The sequence below is a fragment of the Jiangella gansuensis DSM 44835 genome, assembly GCF_000515395.1.
In the GTDB taxonomy this organism is placed as follows: Bacteria; Actinomycetota; Actinomycetes; order Jiangellales; family Jiangellaceae; genus Jiangella; species Jiangella gansuensis.
In genome coordinates, this window is the sequence record NZ_KI911782.1 from 4,470,283 (window position 1) to 4,486,530 (window position 16,248).

Genomic DNA, 16,248 nt, shown 5'->3' on the forward strand with positions numbered 1-16,248 from the left:
GATCACCCGCGGGCTGCGTCGCTGTGAGCCGGTCAGGCCGACTCGCGGCGGCGCAGCTGCGCCGAGAAGACGACCTCCTGCGGGTCGGGCGGGCCCTCGCCTGCGATGCGCTGGAGCACCAGTCGGCCGGCGGCGTGCCCGATCTGGTGCGACTGGTTGGCCATGGTGGTGAGCTTCGGGGTGATCAGCCTGGCCGCCTCGATGTCGTCGAACCCCATGACGGCGATGTCGTCGGGGATCCGCAGCCCCCGGGCATGGGCGGCGCCGATGGCGCCGATCGCGACGACGTCGTTGGTGGCGATCACGGCGTCGGGTGGTTCCGGCAGATCCAGCAGGGCGTTCATGCCCTGGGCGCCGCCGTCGCCGCTCACTGGCGCGCGCAGGAGCAGGTCGGGTTCTGCCGGGATGCCCGCCTCGTGAAGCGCGGCGCGATAGCCGTCGACGCGCACCGCGGGCGCGCCGCTGCCGGCCGGCGCGGTGATGAACCCGATGCGCCGATGGCCGCGGCCGATGAGGTAGCGCGTGGCCTCGGCGCCGCTCTCGTGGTCGGCGCCGTTGACGACGTCGTACCCCTCCTTCGGCCGGTGACTTCCGAGCAGGACGACAGGTATGCCGACCGACACGGCCGGCCGGATGTCTTCCTGATGCTGGTAGTACCCGGAGAAGACGATGCCGTCGACCCGTCTCTTCACGAGCTGCTCCACGGTCTTGCGCTCGAGATCCGGGTTCGCGTCGGTGTTGCAGACGATGCCGAAGTACGTATCCGCCTGGATGGCGTCCTGCAGGCCGCGGGCCACGGAGGTGTAGAAGGGGTTGGTGATGTCGGGGATCACCAACGCGATGGTGTTCGTCCGCTGGCTGCGCATGCTGCGGGCCAGATCGTTGGGCTGATAGCCCAGCTCGGCGATGGCGTCGAGCACCCGCTCCCGGGTGGCCGCCGAGACCGGCCGGCGCTGGCTGAGAGTGTGCGAGACGGTGGTGACACTCACGCCTGCCAAAGCCGCGACGTCGATGATGCTGGCGTGGCGACGGCGCTGCACGGTCATGTCGCCCACCTCGTCGGATGCCTCATCAAGACATCGTATCGATAAGCGCAGAAGGTTTTGCGCGCGGGAACTCGAGTGAATGGAGATCTCATGGCGGACGGCGAACTGGATCGGATGCTGATCGCGGCAGCGTGCGAGGCCGGCGACCGGTCCTACGACGCGGAGTGGGGCCTGCTCAGAGTCCGCGCGCACTTCAACCCGATCCACACCCGCATCGTGTCCGGCCACGGTCACCGGTATGTCGCCAGCCTGTCGTACGCCGTGGCCCTGTGCGAGGCCGGCCGGTTCGACCGGGCACAGCGAATCCTGTTGCGCTGCATCGAGGACCAGGACACCGACCCGGCGTCGCCAACCTACGGGCTCTGGGGCTACTACGCAGAGGAGCCGGTCGCCGACATGCAACCACCGGACCGGAACCAGGCCGACTTCAACGGCCGGGCCCTGGCCACGGTGCTGCTGCGCCATCAGCCGTCCCTGCCGGACACCGTCCGCCAGGCGGCGCTGACGTCCCTGGCCCATGCCGCCCGGTCGATCGTCCGGCGCAACGTCTCGATGGACTACACCAACATCGCGGCCAAGGGCACCTTCGTCACGCTGGCGGCCGGTCAGCTGCTGGACGATGCCGGGCTCACGGGCTACGGACGGGACCGGCTGCGGCGCTTCGCCGCGAACGTCGACCGCACCGGCAGCTTCGTCGAGTACAACAGCCCGACCTATTGGGCCATCACGAGCCAGGCGCTCACCGCGATCGCACAGTACGCCGACGAGGCGGAGACCAGGCGGGAGGCTGATCGCCTCGCCGCCCTGGCCTGGAGGCATCTGGCGGCACACTGGCATGCGCCGTCCGGGCAACAGGCCGGGCCGATGTCTCGAACCTACGGCGACGACCTGGCGCAGAACTCCGGACTGGCGATGTTCCTACGCAAGGCGCTGGGCGGGAGGGCGCCGTTCGGCTCGTTCGAGCCGGCCGACCCCGAGGTCGAGCTGGTGTGGCCCGCGGTGCTCGAGCCGCAGGTGCCCGAGGAGCTCGCGGCCGAATTCACCGAGCTGCCGGAACCGCAGCAGCGGCGGGTGCTCTTCGCCGTTGGCGACGCCGCCCACGGGGCGGGGGAGCAGCGCGGCGGCACGGCGCTGCGGGCGATCGTCGGCACGACCTGGCGCGAACCGACGCTGACCCTGGGGACGATCAACCAGTCCGACACCTGGTTGCAGCGGCGGAACCTGCTCGGGCGGTGGACCGAACCGGGCGACGCGCCGTGGCGGCAACCCGCGCGTTACGTCCGCCTCCGGGTCCTCAAGGACGGCGTCGACTTCGCGTCCGGCTCGTTCTCCTCCGTGCAGCACGGCAGTGCCGCGTTGTGGGTCGTCGGCTTCGCCTCGCCAGGCGGCGACCGCCACCTGCACCTGGATCTGATCGCCCAGGGCGAGGCGTTCGAGGCAACGTCGATCACGGTCTCGTTCGAGTTCGCGGGAGCCGCCGACGCAGTCATCCTGGTCGGCGACCAGCAGGCGGGTCCGGGTGACGGTTTCGGTATCGGCGACGTCGTACGCGTCGTCACTGCAGGCGTCGAACTGGCGATCCACCTGGCAGCCGGAGACTTCGGCGGAACTCGGCCGCACGGCGTGCTTCGCCGCGACGGCGACAAGGTGTTCGTCGACGTCGACCTGTTCCGGTCGCCGGAGCCTGCCGCGGTCGACCTGACCACCATCGGCAGCGCGTTCGTCGCTGGCACCTTCGCCATGACCCGTCCCGACGAACGGCAGGACCGCACTCGTCTGCCCACGGTCCGGACGCTGCCTGCCCAGATTGAACTCTCCGGATCTGGCATGTGGCTGCGGGCGCGCACGATGGTCGGCACCCGCGCGGACCATGCCGCCGCTTTCGCCTCCAGCGCGCCGGTTCCCTTCGTCGAGGACATGGTCGTCGGCGACCGGCAGGGGGCATGAGCGCGCGGTCCATCCGCCGGTCTCGTGGTCCGAGGTGGCCCCGAGCGCCCGTGGACCATGGGTCGTGGCCGGGCCGGCCCTCGAGGTGGTGCCGCGGGGGTTGTCACCTGATCGTCGATGTGCCGCCTGATCGGGTCCGCGGCGACGATCAGGTGACGACAGCACCCGCGGGCGGTGGGATCGGGCACCTGATCGTCTCCAGCATGTGGACACGAAACGATCAGACGACGTCGACACGGCAATTCGGCGCGAACGGTCACCTGATCATTCCTGCCGGGTCCGTCGCTGGCCGGCGATCCGGTCCTTGACGCTGACCCGATCGCGGTGTGCGTAGAGTTCTGCGCCATGGGCGACGAGCTGGCACGAGGTGGGGACGCGGCCGCGTCTCGGGCGCTGGAGCGGGTGTCCGACGCCGACCGCGAGCGGGCGGCGGAATTCGTCCAGACAGCGCTCGGCGACGGCCGGATCGGTCTCGACGAGATCGACGAACGGCTCGGCGCGGTCATGGCCGCACGAACCCGCGGCGACCTCGAAGCGGCGTTGGTCCACCTCCCAGGCGCCGACGCCGCCTTGGCGACGACCCAGCCGGTGGTGCCCGCGACGGGTCGCGCGAGCGAACCCACGACGATCAATGGGACACACGCGAGAATCCGGCGCACCGGCCGGTGGGAGGTGCCCGCCCACCTCGTCGTCACGATGGTCCACTCGTGGATGGTCCTCGACCTCATGGAGGCGGACCTGCCCGGGCCCGAGATCCGAGTGGACGTCGACCTCACGCACAGCCGTCTTCGCGTGATCGTTCCCGATGACATCCGGGTCGAGGACTCAGGTCTCGAGCAGCACGGGTCGACGGTGAGCGTCGAACCGGCTCGCGGCACCACGTCGCCTCGTGCGGTCGTCCGCCTGAGCGGCCGGCTGCACTGGAGCAAGGTCGCCGCCGAGCCGCCCGGCTGGCGCCGCCGCCGGGAACTGCGCAAAGCCGCCCGACGGTCCTCCTGACCAGTGACCGTGATTTCTGGCCGTCGAGCGCGACCTCAGCAACGGCGAGAACGCCGCCGGTGACGGGCGGACGCTCAGCGTCGGCGGAATCACCCACGAGAAGGGGCTGGGCGTGCACGCGGAGTCGCGGGTGTCCTACTACCTGGGCGAGGCGTGCTCCCGGCTCACCGCCGTCGCCGGCGTGGACGACGAGATCCTCGACTACGGTTCCGTGCGCTTCTCCGTCGTCGGTGACGGCGTCACCCTGGCCCGGTCCGACGTGCTCACCGGGGTGTCGGACCCAATGCCGCTCGACGTCGACGTGAGTGGAGTGAGTTACCTCGACCTGGTTGTGGACGGCGCCGGCGACGGTGTCAGCGGCGACCACGCCGACTGGGCCAGCGCCCGGCTCGCCTGGTCACCATGAGCCGCTCAGTGGACGGCGCGCCGACTGGCGGGTAGGGCTCGCGGGCGTCGGCCGTCACGACCACGAGGGTGGACGCGAGGTCAGGGCCTCCCGGCGCCCGGCGCGGGCGCCGGGAAGGCCACGACCTGTCCGTTGGGCTCCGGCGACTCGGTGCCGAAGTCCTGGCCGACGACATACAGGTGTGGGTCGTCGCCGCGGCTCAGGGCACAGGCGAAGGCGCCCCGGTCCAGTTCTACGGTGGACAGCACCTCGCCGCCCTCGCGCACCCGGACGCAGTGCTGGTTGCCGACGTCGGCGTACCAGACCGCGCCCTCGGCGTCCACGCAGATCCCGTCGGGATGGTCCGTGGGTGTCGGCGCCCACACGCGGCGGTTGCCGAGGCCGCCGTCGGCCTCGATGTCGAACGCGGTGAGGCGGTTGGCGTAGGACTCGGCGACGATCAGGGTCGCACCGTCCGGCGTGATCGCCATCCCGTTCGGGAACGCCACGTCGCCGGCCACCTGCCGGACCTCGCCGCCCGGGGCCACGAGGGCGATCAGGCCGGGCGCGAACTCGCCGCCGGGGAAGTCGAAGCCGATGTTGTTGACGTAGGCGTTGCCACGGTCGTCGACCACGATGTCGTTCCACGGCAGGTCCGAGACGGGGGAGAGGTCCGCGTGCCGCTCCATGGCCCCGTCGGGCTCTCGGCGCAGCAGCTGCCTGTGTGCGGAGTCCACGACCAGCAGCCGCCCGTCCGGGAGGAAGTCGATGCACATCGGGAACGACGGAACGGTCGCCACCACCTCGTGACCGCCGTCGGCGCCGAGCACGATCACCTGGTTCGCGCCCCAGTCGGAGAACCAGAGCCGCCCGTCGTGCCAGCGCGGTGACTCACCGAAGACGATGCGGTCCATCAGGACCTCGGGTGTGCTCATGTCAGTTCCTCTCCCCATCGGTACAAGACGGACCATGCCCGGCTCGGAAAGTCATCGCGAGCACCGGCACATTTGGCTTGCCGATGGGCGGCGGTTGTGTGCAATATATTGCATGCCCATCCCAGAGGGCACGCCCTCGATCGACCGTCGCCTCCTGCGTGACGACGTCTTCGGCCGGCTGCGCGACGCCATCGTCGACGGAGTCCTTGCGCCGGGTGAGCAACTGCGTGACGGTGAGCTCGCGGCCTGGCTCGGGGTGAGTCGCACTCCGGTGCGCGAGGCGTTGCTGCGGCTGGCGGAGGCGGGACTCGTCGTGGCCCGGCCGGGGCGTTCCACGACCGTGAGCACGCTGGACCTGCGTGACATCCGCGATGCTCGTGACGTGGTCGCGGCGATGCACGAGGTGGCCGTGCGGGAGGCGGTGGACAGCCTCACCCGGAGCGATCTCGAAGCGATGCGGGCGGCCAACCACCGCTTCCGCACGGCGGTGGAGCGCGGCGACGTCGAGGCGGCCTTGCGCGCCGACGACGACCTGCACGGCATCCCGGTGGCCGTGGCCGCGAACCGGGCGCTGAGCGCCGTGCTCGATCAGTTCACGCCGGTGCTGCGGAGGGCTGAGCGGCTGCGCTTCTCCTCGCTGGGCGGCCGCGCCTCGATCACCCGGCACGACGACCTCATCAGACTGTGCGCCGCCGGAGACGCGGAGCAGGCGGCAGCGGTCGCCTTCGACACCTGGCACACCCTGCCGACCACTGAGGAGTGACCATGGCCCTGTCCGATTTCCCCCGCCACCGGTTGACCTTCGGCCCCAGCCCCGTCCACCCCATGCCGCGATTGACCGCCCACCTCGGCGGCGCGTCGATCTGGGCGAAACGGGAGGACTGCAACTCGGGTCTCGCCTACGGCGGCAACAAGACCCGCAAGCTGGAGTACATCGTCCCCGACGCGCTGGCGCAGGGAGCCGACACCCTGGTGTCCATCGGCGGGTACCAGTCCAACCACACCCGCCAGGTCGCCGCCGTCGCCGCGTCGCTGGGCCTGAAAGCCGTGCTGGTACAGGAGAACTGGGTCGACTGGCCCGATTCCGTCAACGACCGCGTCGGCAACATCCTGCTGAGCCGCATCATGGGCGCCGAGGTCCGCCTCGACCCGGCCGGTTTCGGCATCGAGTTCAAGGAGTCCTGGTCCCGCGCGATCGAGGACGTGAAGCAGCGCGGTGGCACACCGTACCCCATCCCGGCGGGTGCCTCCGACCACCGGCTCGGCGGTCTCGGGTTCGCGAACTGGGCCTACGAGGTCGAGCAGCAAGAACGCGACCTGGGCATCTTCTTCGACACCATCGTGGTCTGCGCGGTCACCGGTTCCACCCACGCGGGCATGATCGCCGGATTCGCTGCGCTCGAAGAAGCCGGTGGCCGGCCACGCCGCGTGATCGGCATCGACGCCAGCGCGAAGATCGAGGAGACACGCGCTCAGGTCGCGCGCATCGCGACCGCGACAGCCAAGCTCATCGGGGTGGAGCGGCCGCTGCGTGACGACGAGATCACGATCCTCGCCGACTGGGCGGGGGACAGGTACGGCATCCCGGTGGACTCCACGCTCGACGCGATCCGGCTCACCGGTCAGCTCGAGGGGGTGATCCTCGACCCCGTCTACGAGGGCAAGTCGATGGCCGGCCTCATCGACCTCGTCACCGCCCGCGAGATCTCGCCGGAATCGACGGTCCTCTTCGCCCACCTCGGCGGCCAACCGGCCCTGAACGCGTACAGCAGCCTGTTCACCCACACCAGTCCGCTCCCCATCGAATCGCAGGAGCGCGGTGTCGGCGGGACCGCGTAGCCCTCATTCGCGGCCCCGGGGTCCGCCGCCGCGCGGTGACCCGCACCGAGCCCGCAACAGCTGCCGGGGTCGGTCAGACCGGCTCGCGCCACATGCACCACAACGGGGGCCCGTCGGGGAGCCGGATCACCTTGGTGACCGCGAAGCCGTGCCGCTCGTACAGCGAACGGTTGCGCTCCGAGGTGGCCTCCAGATAGGCGGGTACGCCGTCGTGGTCACACCAGGTCAGGACCGAGCGCAGCAGCGCCGTGCCGAGGCCCTGGGATTGCCAGGCGTCCCGGGTGCCGAGGAGGAAGAGGTACTGGTGCTCCTTGTGGGTCGGGTGGTGCTCGTCGAGCAGGCCCATCAGCGTCAGCAGGCGGTCGGCGTACTGCTCGGACGCCGTGCCGAGGTCGCCCGCCATCCGTTCCGCGTCGATCTCGGCGGCCGGCGGGACCCAGACCGAGGCCGCCGCGCCTTCGAGCGCGGTCTCCACCCCGCCGTGGGGGATCGCCGCTTCGAGAATCACGCGGAACGCCGTCGGCAGGATCCGTGCTCGCGCCGCCACGTCCGGGTAGCACCACGAGAGAACCGGATCGGACTGGAACGCCTCGGCGAGGGTTGCCGCGAGGGTGTCGGTGTCGGCTGGGCCGGCGCTGCGTGCCGTGATGGTCTGGGTGCTCATCGCTGTCATCTCCTCTTCGGTGCTGCCCGAACGGGCTCTCGACCCCCAGGCTGCGCCGTCGGACGCGGCGGCCGCGTCGCAGGATGACACCAATCTCCGGGTCCGGAACGGATGGCGTGTTCCCGCCAGCAGACTCGGGTCCGCCGAGGCTCACACGTTGTCGATCAGCCCGTCCCGCAGGGCGAGGGCGACCGCGGCGGACCGCGACCCGGCGCCGAGCTTGCCCAGGATGTTCGTCATGTGGCGGTTCACCGTGTGCTCGCTGACCACCAGCGCGCTGGCGACGTCGCGGTTGGTCAGGCCACGGGCGATCAGGCCGAGCACTTCACGCTCTCGGGGCGTCAGCGGCGACCGAGCTCCTGACGGTTCGGTACCGGCAGGCTCGGGCGCGCGGCCGTGCAAGCCGCTCAAGAGTGCGTCGGCACGCGCCTGATGATGGTCGGCGTCCGCCGGCCGCCCGTCCCGGTCGAGCACCCGGGCCAGTGCCATCAGGGCGCGGGCCTCGTCCCACGGTGCGCCGACCCGGTGGAAGAGCCGGGCCGCGTCCTCGAATGCGATCCGTGCCTCGCCGAGGTCCGCGGCCGCCTCCGCTACGAAGCCGGCCGCCCATGCGACCGAGGCCCGGCTGGGATCCGTGCCGAGGCGCTCGGAGACCGCGGTCAGCTCGGCCAGCGCAGCCCGCGCGGCCACCAGATCTCCCTCTGCCGCGGCCGCCCGGGCCAGAAGCTCCAGTCCGGCGGCCCGCGGAGTCGCCGGTCCGGAGGCGGCGTCGCGGAGGTACTCCTCGGCTCGGTCCCGGGCGGCCCGGACCTCCCCGGCGTCCAGGTGCAGCTCGCCGACGCCCAGGATCGAGAGCGGGTGTGCCGGCGCCTCCTCGAAGAGCCGCAGTGCCTCCTCGGCCCGAGCCTGACGACGTCGCAGCTCACCCAACCGGACACCGACGTCCGCAACCGCCGGGGGCCTCAGCTCGACGAGCGCTCGCATCGCCTCGGTCAGTTGGGTCTCGGCCGCATCCCAGGCACCCTGCCAGACCAGCACGCTGGCGTAGTGCGCACGACAGGTGTGCTGGAGCGCGCCGAATCTCCGCGTAGCCCACTCCTCGATGCTCCGGCACCACTGGACTGCTCGCTCGTAGTCACGGACCTGCTCACAGCCATAGATGAGGTAGCAGCAGCACCAGCCGGCCGCCCACGTTTGGTCCAGCTCGTCCGCAAGCGCGGCCGAGGCGGCCTCCTCGAGCCTCCGGCTGCCCTCGTCGACGTGCCCGGCGAAGACCTGCGCGAGCCCGATCGTGGCGGTCGCCAGGGACTCGAGGTCGAAGTGGCCGAGGCGGCGTGCCAGGGCCAGCGCCTCCGAACCGTCCGCGATCGCAGTGTCGGTATCGCCGATGTACATCACCTTCTCGGCCTCGTGGATCAACAGCAGGCCGTACTCGAGGGTTTCCTCTCGCCCATCCAGCAACCGACGCGCCCGGGCCAGCCACCCGCTGGCGACCGCCGTCTGTCCCCGGAAATCGACGGAGTCGGTGCCGAGCCAGCACGCCATCCGAGCCGCGCCGAGGTCGTCGCCGGCAGCGCGGTAGGCCCGGTACGCACGTTCTCTGGCCTCGAATAGGGCCTCGACGTCGTTGCGCCACCAGGCTTCCCAGCTCAGGGCCTCGAATGCCTCCGGGGAGGCCGATATGGCACTCGAGGACGGGGCCACCAGCGGCTCCATGAGGCCATTGTGCACCCGATGGCGGACGCTGGTCGGCGTCGTGGACCACGATCTCGCCGCTGCCGAGGGGTGACAGGCCGCGGTGCCGCGCCGCATGGCCCGGCCGAGTGACGCGCGTCAGCCGATGTGCTCGAACAGGGACACGATGATCCCTTCGGGCCCGCGCACGTAGGCCATCCGGACACTGCCCTCGTACTCGCCGACGCCACCCACGAGGCCGTACCCGTCCGCAGCTACAGCCTCGATGGCTGCGTTGAGGTCGCCGACCTCGAAGGAGACGTTGCGCAGGCCCAGCTCGTTGGCCATCGCCGCGGGCGATCCGGGGACGTGATCGGGCGTGAGGAAGCTCGAGAGCTCCAGCCGGGTTCCACCGGCGGGCAACCGCAGCATCGCGATCTTGCAGTGCGCGCCAGGGATGCCGCAGACGGTCTCCACGAACTCGCCCTCTACGGATCCGGTGCCCTCGACCTCGAAACCCAGCCCGACGAAGAACGCCGTCGCCGTCTCCAGGTCCGCAACGGTGATGCCGACGTGGTCGAAGCGTTGTACATGTGTCATGCGATCCATCCTTCACTGGTGATCTGGTCGCTTCGATCCTGGGACGGAGCCAAGGCCGGGATCTCGACATGTTCCAGCCGCAACCTCGTGGTACTCCCCTAGATTGCTGCCAACGCGCATACCTGGCCGCCAGCGGTCGCTGCGTTCCCTGACGAAGGGTCGTCACGGTGCCTTCGGCGGGACGGCAAATCGCGCGGCGATGAGCTGGAGTGTGGAGGTGCGCTCGAACTCGGCGCCGACCTCGGCATATATGGCCGCCGCGGTCTCCAGGTCCTCATGGCGTCCGAGGAGGCGGCCTCGGGCACGGGCGAGAGTCGCGGCGGCCCACCTGTTCTCTGCGGCGTACGGCTCGGCCGCGTAGATCCGTTCCTCGGCGTCCGCAAGCCCGGCGGCGACGGCCAGCTCGGCACCGGTGGCGCGCGCGTATCCGTCCGACCGGTGCGCCCAGCCGGGCGGTGCCGCGAAAGCAGCGTCGACCAGGCGTGGAGCCGCTGCGAGGTCGCCGGTGTGCAGAGCGATCCTCGCGCGCACGAACGCTGCGCGGACCGTCATCCAATCGGTCGGTGCGAGGTCGGCCATGGCCACCATCGACGTTCGCTCGAGCCACACGCCGTCCTCGCCGTCGTCGGCGAGGCCGTGCGCCAGGGCGACGAGATTGAACGCGGGCGCCAGCCAGCGCCGGTCGATGCCATCGCGTCTCCAGGCGTCCCACAGCTCGGCGCCTTGGTCGATGGCCGCGGCGAACCGGCCGGTGAGCGTGTGGACGGCGATGCGTCGCGGGATGGCGATGTACGGGTTCGAGGTGGGATCCTCCACCTCGGCGCGGTCGAGGAACTCGCTCGCGAGGTCCAGCTCGCCGGTGGAGATGGCCAGGTTGATCGCGACCTGGAACGTGTCCGAGATCTCGGTGGCGGCCGCCGGGCGATGCCGTGGCAGGCTCCTGAGCAGGCTGAGCCGCTCACCGGCGATCTCGAGTGCGTCGTGCAGGTGGCCCTGCTCGATGAGGGTCGCACTCAGGACGTCCAGTGCACGGAGCGTGACGATCGGGTCACCCGCGTCGCGTGCTCTGGCCACGGCGGTGCCGGCCGGATCGGTCCGGAGGAGGCCGCCTTCGTGCCAGGCGCGCGCAGTGGCGACGAGTGCCGTGACGACCGGATCGTCCGGGTCCGCCTCACGCTGCGCCGCGTCCAGGAGTTCCGATCGGTGTTCCGGCGCACCGGCCGACCGGTACTCGTATCCGAACCGGACTCGGGTCTCGACGGCGGCCGCCCATGCGGCGGCCGCGTCGTTGCCGTGGTCACCGGCCCGGCGGGCGGCGAGCATGAGCAGGTCGACGCCGGCCTGGACGTCCGAACCGGCGATCGCGACCTCGGCCGCATCGCGGAGGTCGTCGAAGGCCTCCCCGTCGTCCGCGGTCCGGGTGGCCGCGGCGAGATACAGCTCGCGAGCCTCGCGGACGTAACCGCGGGCGAACATCAGATGCGCCAACGTCCGCGCCAACTCACGGCCCGCGGGATCGGGCGCGGCCGGCGACCGCGCGAACGCCTCTCGCAGGTCGTCGACCACAGCGTCGAACTCGGTCAGCCAGCTACCATCCAAGGCCTTCTCGAGCCTCGTTGCGGTGGCGATCGCCCAGCTCAGGTGCCGCGCGACCAGGTCGGACCGCTCCACACCGCCGGTCTTGGTGTCGGCAAAGGCGCGGACGGTCTCCAGCAGTCGCCAGCGGGTGGTTCCCGTCGTTGTCGCCCGCACGACGAGGCTGCTGTCGACGAGGCGTCCGAGCAGGTCCGCCGCGGCCGCGGTGTCCGGTGCACCCGTGACCCACGCGACGGATGCGAGGTCGAAGCTGCCCGCGAACACGGACAACCCTCGCAGCATCGACCGCTCCGCGTCGTCCAGGAGGTCGTAGCTCCAGCCCATGACGGTGTTCAACGACGTGTGACGCGGTGGTACGCCTCGAGCGCCGTTCACCAGGCGGACGTGGTCGCTGATGGCAGCGCGGAGCCCGTCCTGACCCAAGGACGATGCCCGCGCCGCGGCGATCTCGATCGCCAGCGGCATCCCGTCGAGGTGATCGCAGATGTCCGCGACCACCTCGCGGTCGAGTTCCAGGTCAGGATCCCCTGCGCGAGCGCGGTCGAGGAACAGGCGTACGCCGTCGGGATCGGTGGGCAGTGGGCCCAGGCGCACCAGCCGTTCATCTGGTAGTCGGAGCCGCTCACGGGAGGTGGCGAGCACGACGAGGTGCGGGCATCTGTCGAGTAGCGTCCCGAGGAGAGAGCCGACCTCGTCGACGACGTGCTCGCAGTTGTCCAGCATGAGCAGGAACCTGCCCGTCCCCAGGTGTCCTGCGATCGTGCCGCTCACCTCCTGGTCCGGCAGCTCGGAAACCCCGAGGACGCTCGCCACCGCCTCCGCCACGAGACCGGGCCGCACCGGAACGAGGTCCACGAACGCGGCACCTGCGGGAAAGCCCCGCGCGCTTTCGGCGGCCACCACCGTCGCCAGGCGGGTCTTGCCCATCCCGCCGGGCCCGACCACGCTGACCAGTCGGTGGTCGTCGAGAGCGCCGACGATCGCCGCTCGATCCGGCTGGCGGCCGACGAAGGTGCTTCGCCCGCGGGGAAGCCCGGCCACTTGTCCGGGCCCGCCGCCGGGAACGGACGCCTGCGGCCCGGCCAATGCCCCCAGTTCGCGCCGGTCGCTCGCGCCGAGCTTGCGGAGCAGGGATGACACGTGGTTCTCGACCGTCCGCACGGAGATGTGCAGGACATGCGCGATCTGGGCGTTCGACCGGCCAGCCGACAGTTGGCCGAGTACCTCGGCTTCACGATCCGTGACCGAGGGCAAGGACGACCGATCCATGCCAGAAGGAAACCACGTCCGGGCACAGGTGGCGGGTGCGTGGTCGTTGAGTGGTGCCCACTGATGCGCTCGGGAGCCGCGATCAGCAGATTGGAACCACGCACGCAGGCACAAGGAGGACCGTGATGAGCCTGGTGATCGTGACAGCCCGGGTCCACGCGGACAACGTCGACGCGGTCGCCGTCGAGGCGCGCAGGACATTCGCGGCGATCGCCGCCGCGGCGCCGGACGCAGGGTATGCGGTCTGCAAGGGACCCGACGGCACCTTCGTCGCCATCCTCGATGCGCCGGAGGGCAGCAATCCACTGCTCGCGATCCCGGCTTTCGTCGACTTCCAGGATGGCATCAGCGCCTGGGGAGCGGAGCCGCCCACGTCCGAGCTGTGGGAGGTGGTCGGCTCGTACCGCCTGTTCGAGCGCACCGCTGACTCAGCCGAGCCCGAACGGCTCACCGGCAGCCTGAGCCTCGAACGCCGGACGTCGAACTCTTCGGCAGCCGCCAATCGAAGGACGAATCAAGAGCACGACCCAAGGAGAGCCTGAACATGACAGACAAGCGCAAGCTCATCGTCCAGCAGTGGGTGACCGTCGACAACGTCGCAGCCGAAGAGGACGGCGGGCTCAGCTTCGTGTCGGGTGAGCCTTTCTCCGAAACCGACACCAGTCCTTTCAAGGCCGATCTCATGGGGTTCATCGGCTCCGTCGACACGATGATCCTCGGTGCGAACACCTACCACCAGGCCAAGGGCTACTGGCCCCACGCCGACGAGCAAGGCGAGTACGGCGAGAAGCTCAACAACCTCACCAAGTTCGTCGCCTCCACGACCCTGGACGACGCGCCGTGGGGCGATTTCCCCGCGGCGACCGTCACCCGTGATCCCGCCGCCACCGTCCGTGAGCTGAAAGAGAAGAGCGGCAAGGACATCTGGCTGTGGGGGAGCTTGACGCTCATGCGTTCGCTGCTCGACGCCGGCCTTGTCGACGAAATCCGGATGCTGGTCTGCCCGGCCTCGCGTGGCAGGGGAACGCGCGTGTTCGAGGACCGGCGAGACCTCTCACTGCTCGAGGCCACCGCGTTTCGGAACGGCGTGGGACTCCTGCGCTACGAGATCAAGAACTGAATGGCGTCCACACAGTCCACGATTCTGCCCGGCCGCAGCTCCGTGCCTGCACCGAATCAGACGAACGAACGTCGGAGGATCACATGCCGCACGTACAGCGTTTCGACCACATCGGCATCACCGTCGCGGACCTCGCCTCGGCGACCGCGTTCTTCGTCGGGCTGGGACTCGAAGTCGAAGGTACCGGAACTGTCGAGGGCGAGTTCGTGGAGACCGTCTGCGGCATCCCTGGCGCACGCTGTCAGATCACGATGCTGCGGCCTCCCGACGGAGGATCCCGGCTGGAGCTCTCGAGCTTCCTCACGCCCGACCATGTCCCCGGATCGCCCGCGGCGATGGCCAACGAGATTGGCCTGCGCAACGTGTCCTTCCAGGTCGCCGACCTCGAGGCGGCCGTCAACGCCGTGGCCGCGAATGGGTACGGACTCGTCGGCGGCATCGGCGACTATGAGAACAGCGTCCGGATGGCCTACGTGCGCGGGCCGGAAGGAATCATCGTGTCCCTGTTCGAGCAGATCGGCTGACGCGCGCGAGCAGCACCACGTGCGTGGGCCCGTTGCCAATACGGGAACGACCAGACCGCTCCGTTCTGGATGCACGGGCGACCGGCGCCGCACACAACAACGAAACGGAAGGAATGCCTATATGGCCACCGCCGCGGATCTCGACCGCGCCACCGACTCACAGTGGGACTGGGTAGCGGAGCAGACCCGGACGTACCTCACCTCGGGCGGATCCGAGGGACACGAAGCGAACGGGGTGCGCATGCTCGTGCTCGTCACGACAGGACGCACCAGCGGACAGCCACGACGCACGTGCCTGATCTACGGCACCTCCGGGAACGACTTCGTCCTGGTCGCCTCCAAAGGCGGCGCCGACGAGGATCCGGATTGGTTCAAGAACCTCAAAGCAGACCCCAGCGTCGGGGTCCAGGTCGGTACCCGCCGCTTCACCGGCCGCGCCCGACTGGCGTCCCCGGCCGAGCGCGAGGCCCTTTGGCCCCAGATGGTACGGATCTTTCCGCTGTACGAGGACTACTCCCACAAGACCGACCGGCAGATTCCGGTCGTCTTGCTCACGTCCCAAGACTGAACCAACCCGTCGAAGCACGCCCGCGACCCACCTAGCGTTGTTCTCACCGTCCCCCGGGGTCGCGGTCGACCTCTTGGACGTGACTGCGGAAGGATTGCGATGGGCGGACCGAGCAGAACGAGCTGCAGGTAACGGATGGCGTGCGGACCAACGGCCCGCCCCGTCCGGTGATCAAGGGATTCCGAGCATGGCGGTGATCGAGGACGTTCGGGCGCTGGGCGCTGGGTCCTCGCCGAGCTGGCGGCACTGGGCCCGACCGAGGCGCGCGAGCTGGTCGTCGACGCTTGGCGCATGGTCGTCCCCAAGAAGCTCTCCCGCGCCTACGACCTCACCCATCCGAACGGCCCGGGCTGAGCCCATACTCCATGCGGCCTGCGGCCGGGTGTGCCGACATGGGTCCCCCTGGGTCCCATGGATTGATGCATCGGACGCCGAGGGGTTCGAAGTGCTTGGTGTTCCGCGTCGCGACGGTCATCTCGGCGGCCTGCGCGATTGCGGCGATGAGGGCGTCGTCGAACGGCGCGTGCTCGGGAACCCCGTAGGTGGCAAGGATCCGTGCGGCCGGCAGGTCGAATGGCAGTACGCGGTTCGTGAACGTGGGGAGCACATGCTCGTCGAACCACCGGCGCAAGATCTCTCCTTGTGCTGGGTCGGATCGCTCCTTCGCGACGATTCCGCGCTCGATCTCGGCGACGGTCGTAGCCGTCACGAACAGGTCGGCCACCGGAATAGCCGCCGCCCAGGCTTCCACCGACCGATTGCGCCCTCGGACGCGCAGCGCGGACACCACGCTGGTGTCCAAGACGTACCTCACAGCTCAGGGGTACGCGCCGTCAGGCCCAAGCGCCCCGGCTCGAACACGATGTCGGCGCCCTCGTCCATGCTCAGCAGGTCGACGATGGTGACGGGCTCACGCGCGAGGCTCTCGGCGAGAATCTCGCGCGCCTCTGCTTCGACGGACCGGTGATGCTGCTCGGCGCGCACGCGAAGCGCGGCCTTCGTACCGGCGGGAAGGTTGCGGATCAAGATCTGCTCCATGGTGACCACCTCCGATATCAATTCGACGATATCACTTCACGACG

The 16,248-nt window shown here is 70.0% G+C and carries 17 protein-coding genes and 1 pseudogene; 10 read left to right on the forward strand and 8 right to left on the reverse strand.

From position 1 onward, the window contains the following. Window positions 1–32: 32 nt before the first annotated feature. Entirely contained in the window at window positions 33–1,046 is a 1,014-nt protein-coding gene (locus JIAGA_RS35055) for a LacI family DNA-binding transcriptional regulator (RefSeq protein ID WP_169738913.1), read from the reverse strand. Between the two features lie 90 nt (window positions 1,047–1,136). On the opposite strand from JIAGA_RS35055, the gene JIAGA_RS35060 reads away from it, so the two are divergent. The 3 genes from JIAGA_RS35060 to JIAGA_RS0120940 all read left to right on the forward strand — a co-directional run bounded on the left by JIAGA_RS35060 (window position 1,137) and on the right by JIAGA_RS0120940 (window position 4,398). Further along, complete coding sequence (locus tag JIAGA_RS35060) at window positions 1,137–2,993, forward strand: hypothetical protein (RefSeq protein WP_026877157.1); 1,857 nt, start codon at window positions 1,137–1,139, stop codon at window positions 2,991–2,993. A gap of 345 nt (window positions 2,994–3,338) precedes the next feature. Beyond that, window positions 3,339–3,992, forward strand: a complete 654-nt coding sequence (locus JIAGA_RS33380) for a DUF1707 SHOCT-like domain-containing protein (protein ID WP_051426343.1) — start codon at window positions 3,339–3,341, stop codon at window positions 3,990–3,992. A gap of 16 nt (window positions 3,993–4,008) precedes the next feature. Continuing rightward, entirely contained in the window at window positions 4,009–4,398 is a 390-nt protein-coding gene (locus JIAGA_RS0120940) for an NPCBM/NEW2 domain-containing protein (protein ID WP_084469895.1), read from the forward strand. 80 nt (window positions 4,399–4,478) lie between these two features. Here the strand turns inward: JIAGA_RS0120940 and JIAGA_RS0120945 are convergent, their stop codons facing one another. Then, complete coding sequence (locus JIAGA_RS0120945) at window positions 4,479–5,312, reverse strand: SMP-30/gluconolactonase/LRE family protein (RefSeq protein WP_026877159.1); 834 nt, start codon at window positions 5,310–5,312, stop codon at window positions 4,479–4,481. A 112-nt stretch (window positions 5,313–5,424) separates the two neighbouring features. Here JIAGA_RS0120945 and JIAGA_RS0120950 point away from each other — a divergent pair, with 112 nt between their 5' ends. Then, window positions 5,425–6,075: a GntR family transcriptional regulator gene (locus tag JIAGA_RS0120950; RefSeq protein ID WP_026877160.1), complete on the forward strand. Its 651-nt coding sequence runs from the start codon at window positions 5,425–5,427 to the stop codon at window positions 6,073–6,075. 2 nt (window positions 6,076–6,077) lie between these two features. Further along, window positions 6,078–7,151, forward strand: coding sequence for a 1-aminocyclopropane-1-carboxylate deaminase (locus JIAGA_RS31420; protein ID WP_051426344.1), 1,074 nt, complete (start codon window positions 6,078–6,080; stop codon window positions 7,149–7,151). A gap of 73 nt (window positions 7,152–7,224) precedes the next feature. On the opposite strand, the gene JIAGA_RS0120960 is transcribed toward JIAGA_RS31420, so the two are convergent. The 4 genes from JIAGA_RS0120960 to JIAGA_RS31425 all read right to left on the reverse strand — a co-directional run bounded on the left by JIAGA_RS0120960 (window position 7,225) and on the right by JIAGA_RS31425 (window position 12,954). After that, the gene (locus JIAGA_RS0120960; protein WP_035812799.1) at window positions 7,225–7,815 is read right to left on the reverse strand and encodes a GNAT family N-acetyltransferase; all 591 of its coding nucleotides are present in this window, start codon (window positions 7,813–7,815) and stop codon (window positions 7,225–7,227) included. A gap of 150 nt (window positions 7,816–7,965) precedes the next feature. Continuing rightward, complete coding sequence (locus JIAGA_RS0120965; RefSeq protein ID WP_026877162.1) at window positions 7,966–9,531, reverse strand: helix-turn-helix transcriptional regulator; 1,566 nt, start codon at window positions 9,529–9,531, stop codon at window positions 7,966–7,968. A gap of 117 nt (window positions 9,532–9,648) precedes the next feature. After that, entirely contained in the window at window positions 9,649–10,089 is a 441-nt protein-coding gene (locus JIAGA_RS0120970; RefSeq protein ID WP_026877163.1) for a VOC family protein, read from the reverse strand. Window positions 10,090–10,251: 162 nt separating this feature from the next. After that, window positions 10,252–12,954 (reverse strand): ATP-binding protein, encoded by a 2,703-nt coding sequence (locus JIAGA_RS31425; RefSeq protein ID WP_051426345.1) that lies wholly within the window; start codon window positions 12,952–12,954, stop codon window positions 10,252–10,254. A gap of 125 nt (window positions 12,955–13,079) precedes the next feature. Between JIAGA_RS31425 and JIAGA_RS34750 the strand changes: the two genes are divergently transcribed. The 5 genes and pseudogenes from JIAGA_RS34750 to JIAGA_RS36400 all read left to right on the forward strand — a co-directional run. Then, the gene (locus tag JIAGA_RS34750; protein ID WP_035812800.1) at window positions 13,080–13,496 is read left to right on the forward strand and encodes a hypothetical protein; all 417 of its coding nucleotides are present in this window, start codon (window positions 13,080–13,082) and stop codon (window positions 13,494–13,496) included. 2 nt (window positions 13,497–13,498) lie between these two features. Then, a complete protein-coding gene (locus JIAGA_RS0120985) occupies window positions 13,499–14,074 on the forward strand; it encodes a dihydrofolate reductase family protein (protein WP_035812802.1) in 576 nt (191 codons plus the stop codon). A gap of 83 nt (window positions 14,075–14,157) precedes the next feature. Continuing rightward, entirely contained in the window at window positions 14,158–14,598 is a 441-nt protein-coding gene (locus JIAGA_RS0120990) for a VOC family protein (protein WP_026877165.1), read from the forward strand. A gap of 121 nt (window positions 14,599–14,719) precedes the next feature. Continuing rightward, window positions 14,720–15,166 (forward strand): nitroreductase family deazaflavin-dependent oxidoreductase, encoded by a 447-nt coding sequence (locus tag JIAGA_RS0120995; RefSeq protein WP_026877166.1) that lies wholly within the window; start codon window positions 14,720–14,722, stop codon window positions 15,164–15,166. A gap of 222 nt (window positions 15,167–15,388) precedes the next feature. Beyond that, window positions 15,389–15,520: pseudogene (locus JIAGA_RS36400) on the forward strand (MmcQ/YjbR family DNA-binding protein); the annotation flags it as partial. Here the strand turns inward: JIAGA_RS36400 and JIAGA_RS31435 are convergent. Both JIAGA_RS31435 and JIAGA_RS0121010 read right to left on the reverse strand, forming a co-directional pair. After that, complete coding sequence (locus JIAGA_RS31435) at window positions 15,495–15,980, reverse strand: type II toxin-antitoxin system VapC family toxin (RefSeq protein ID WP_084469898.1); 486 nt, start codon at window positions 15,978–15,980, stop codon at window positions 15,495–15,497. The pseudogene JIAGA_RS36400 and the gene JIAGA_RS31435 overlap by 26 nt on opposite strands. Further along, window positions 15,977–16,204 (reverse strand): FitA-like ribbon-helix-helix domain-containing protein, encoded by a 228-nt coding sequence (locus tag JIAGA_RS0121010; protein ID WP_026877167.1) that lies wholly within the window; start codon window positions 16,202–16,204, stop codon window positions 15,977–15,979. Before JIAGA_RS0121010 ends, JIAGA_RS31435 begins: the two co-directional genes overlap by 4 nt. Window positions 16,205–16,248: the final 44 nt, after the last annotated feature.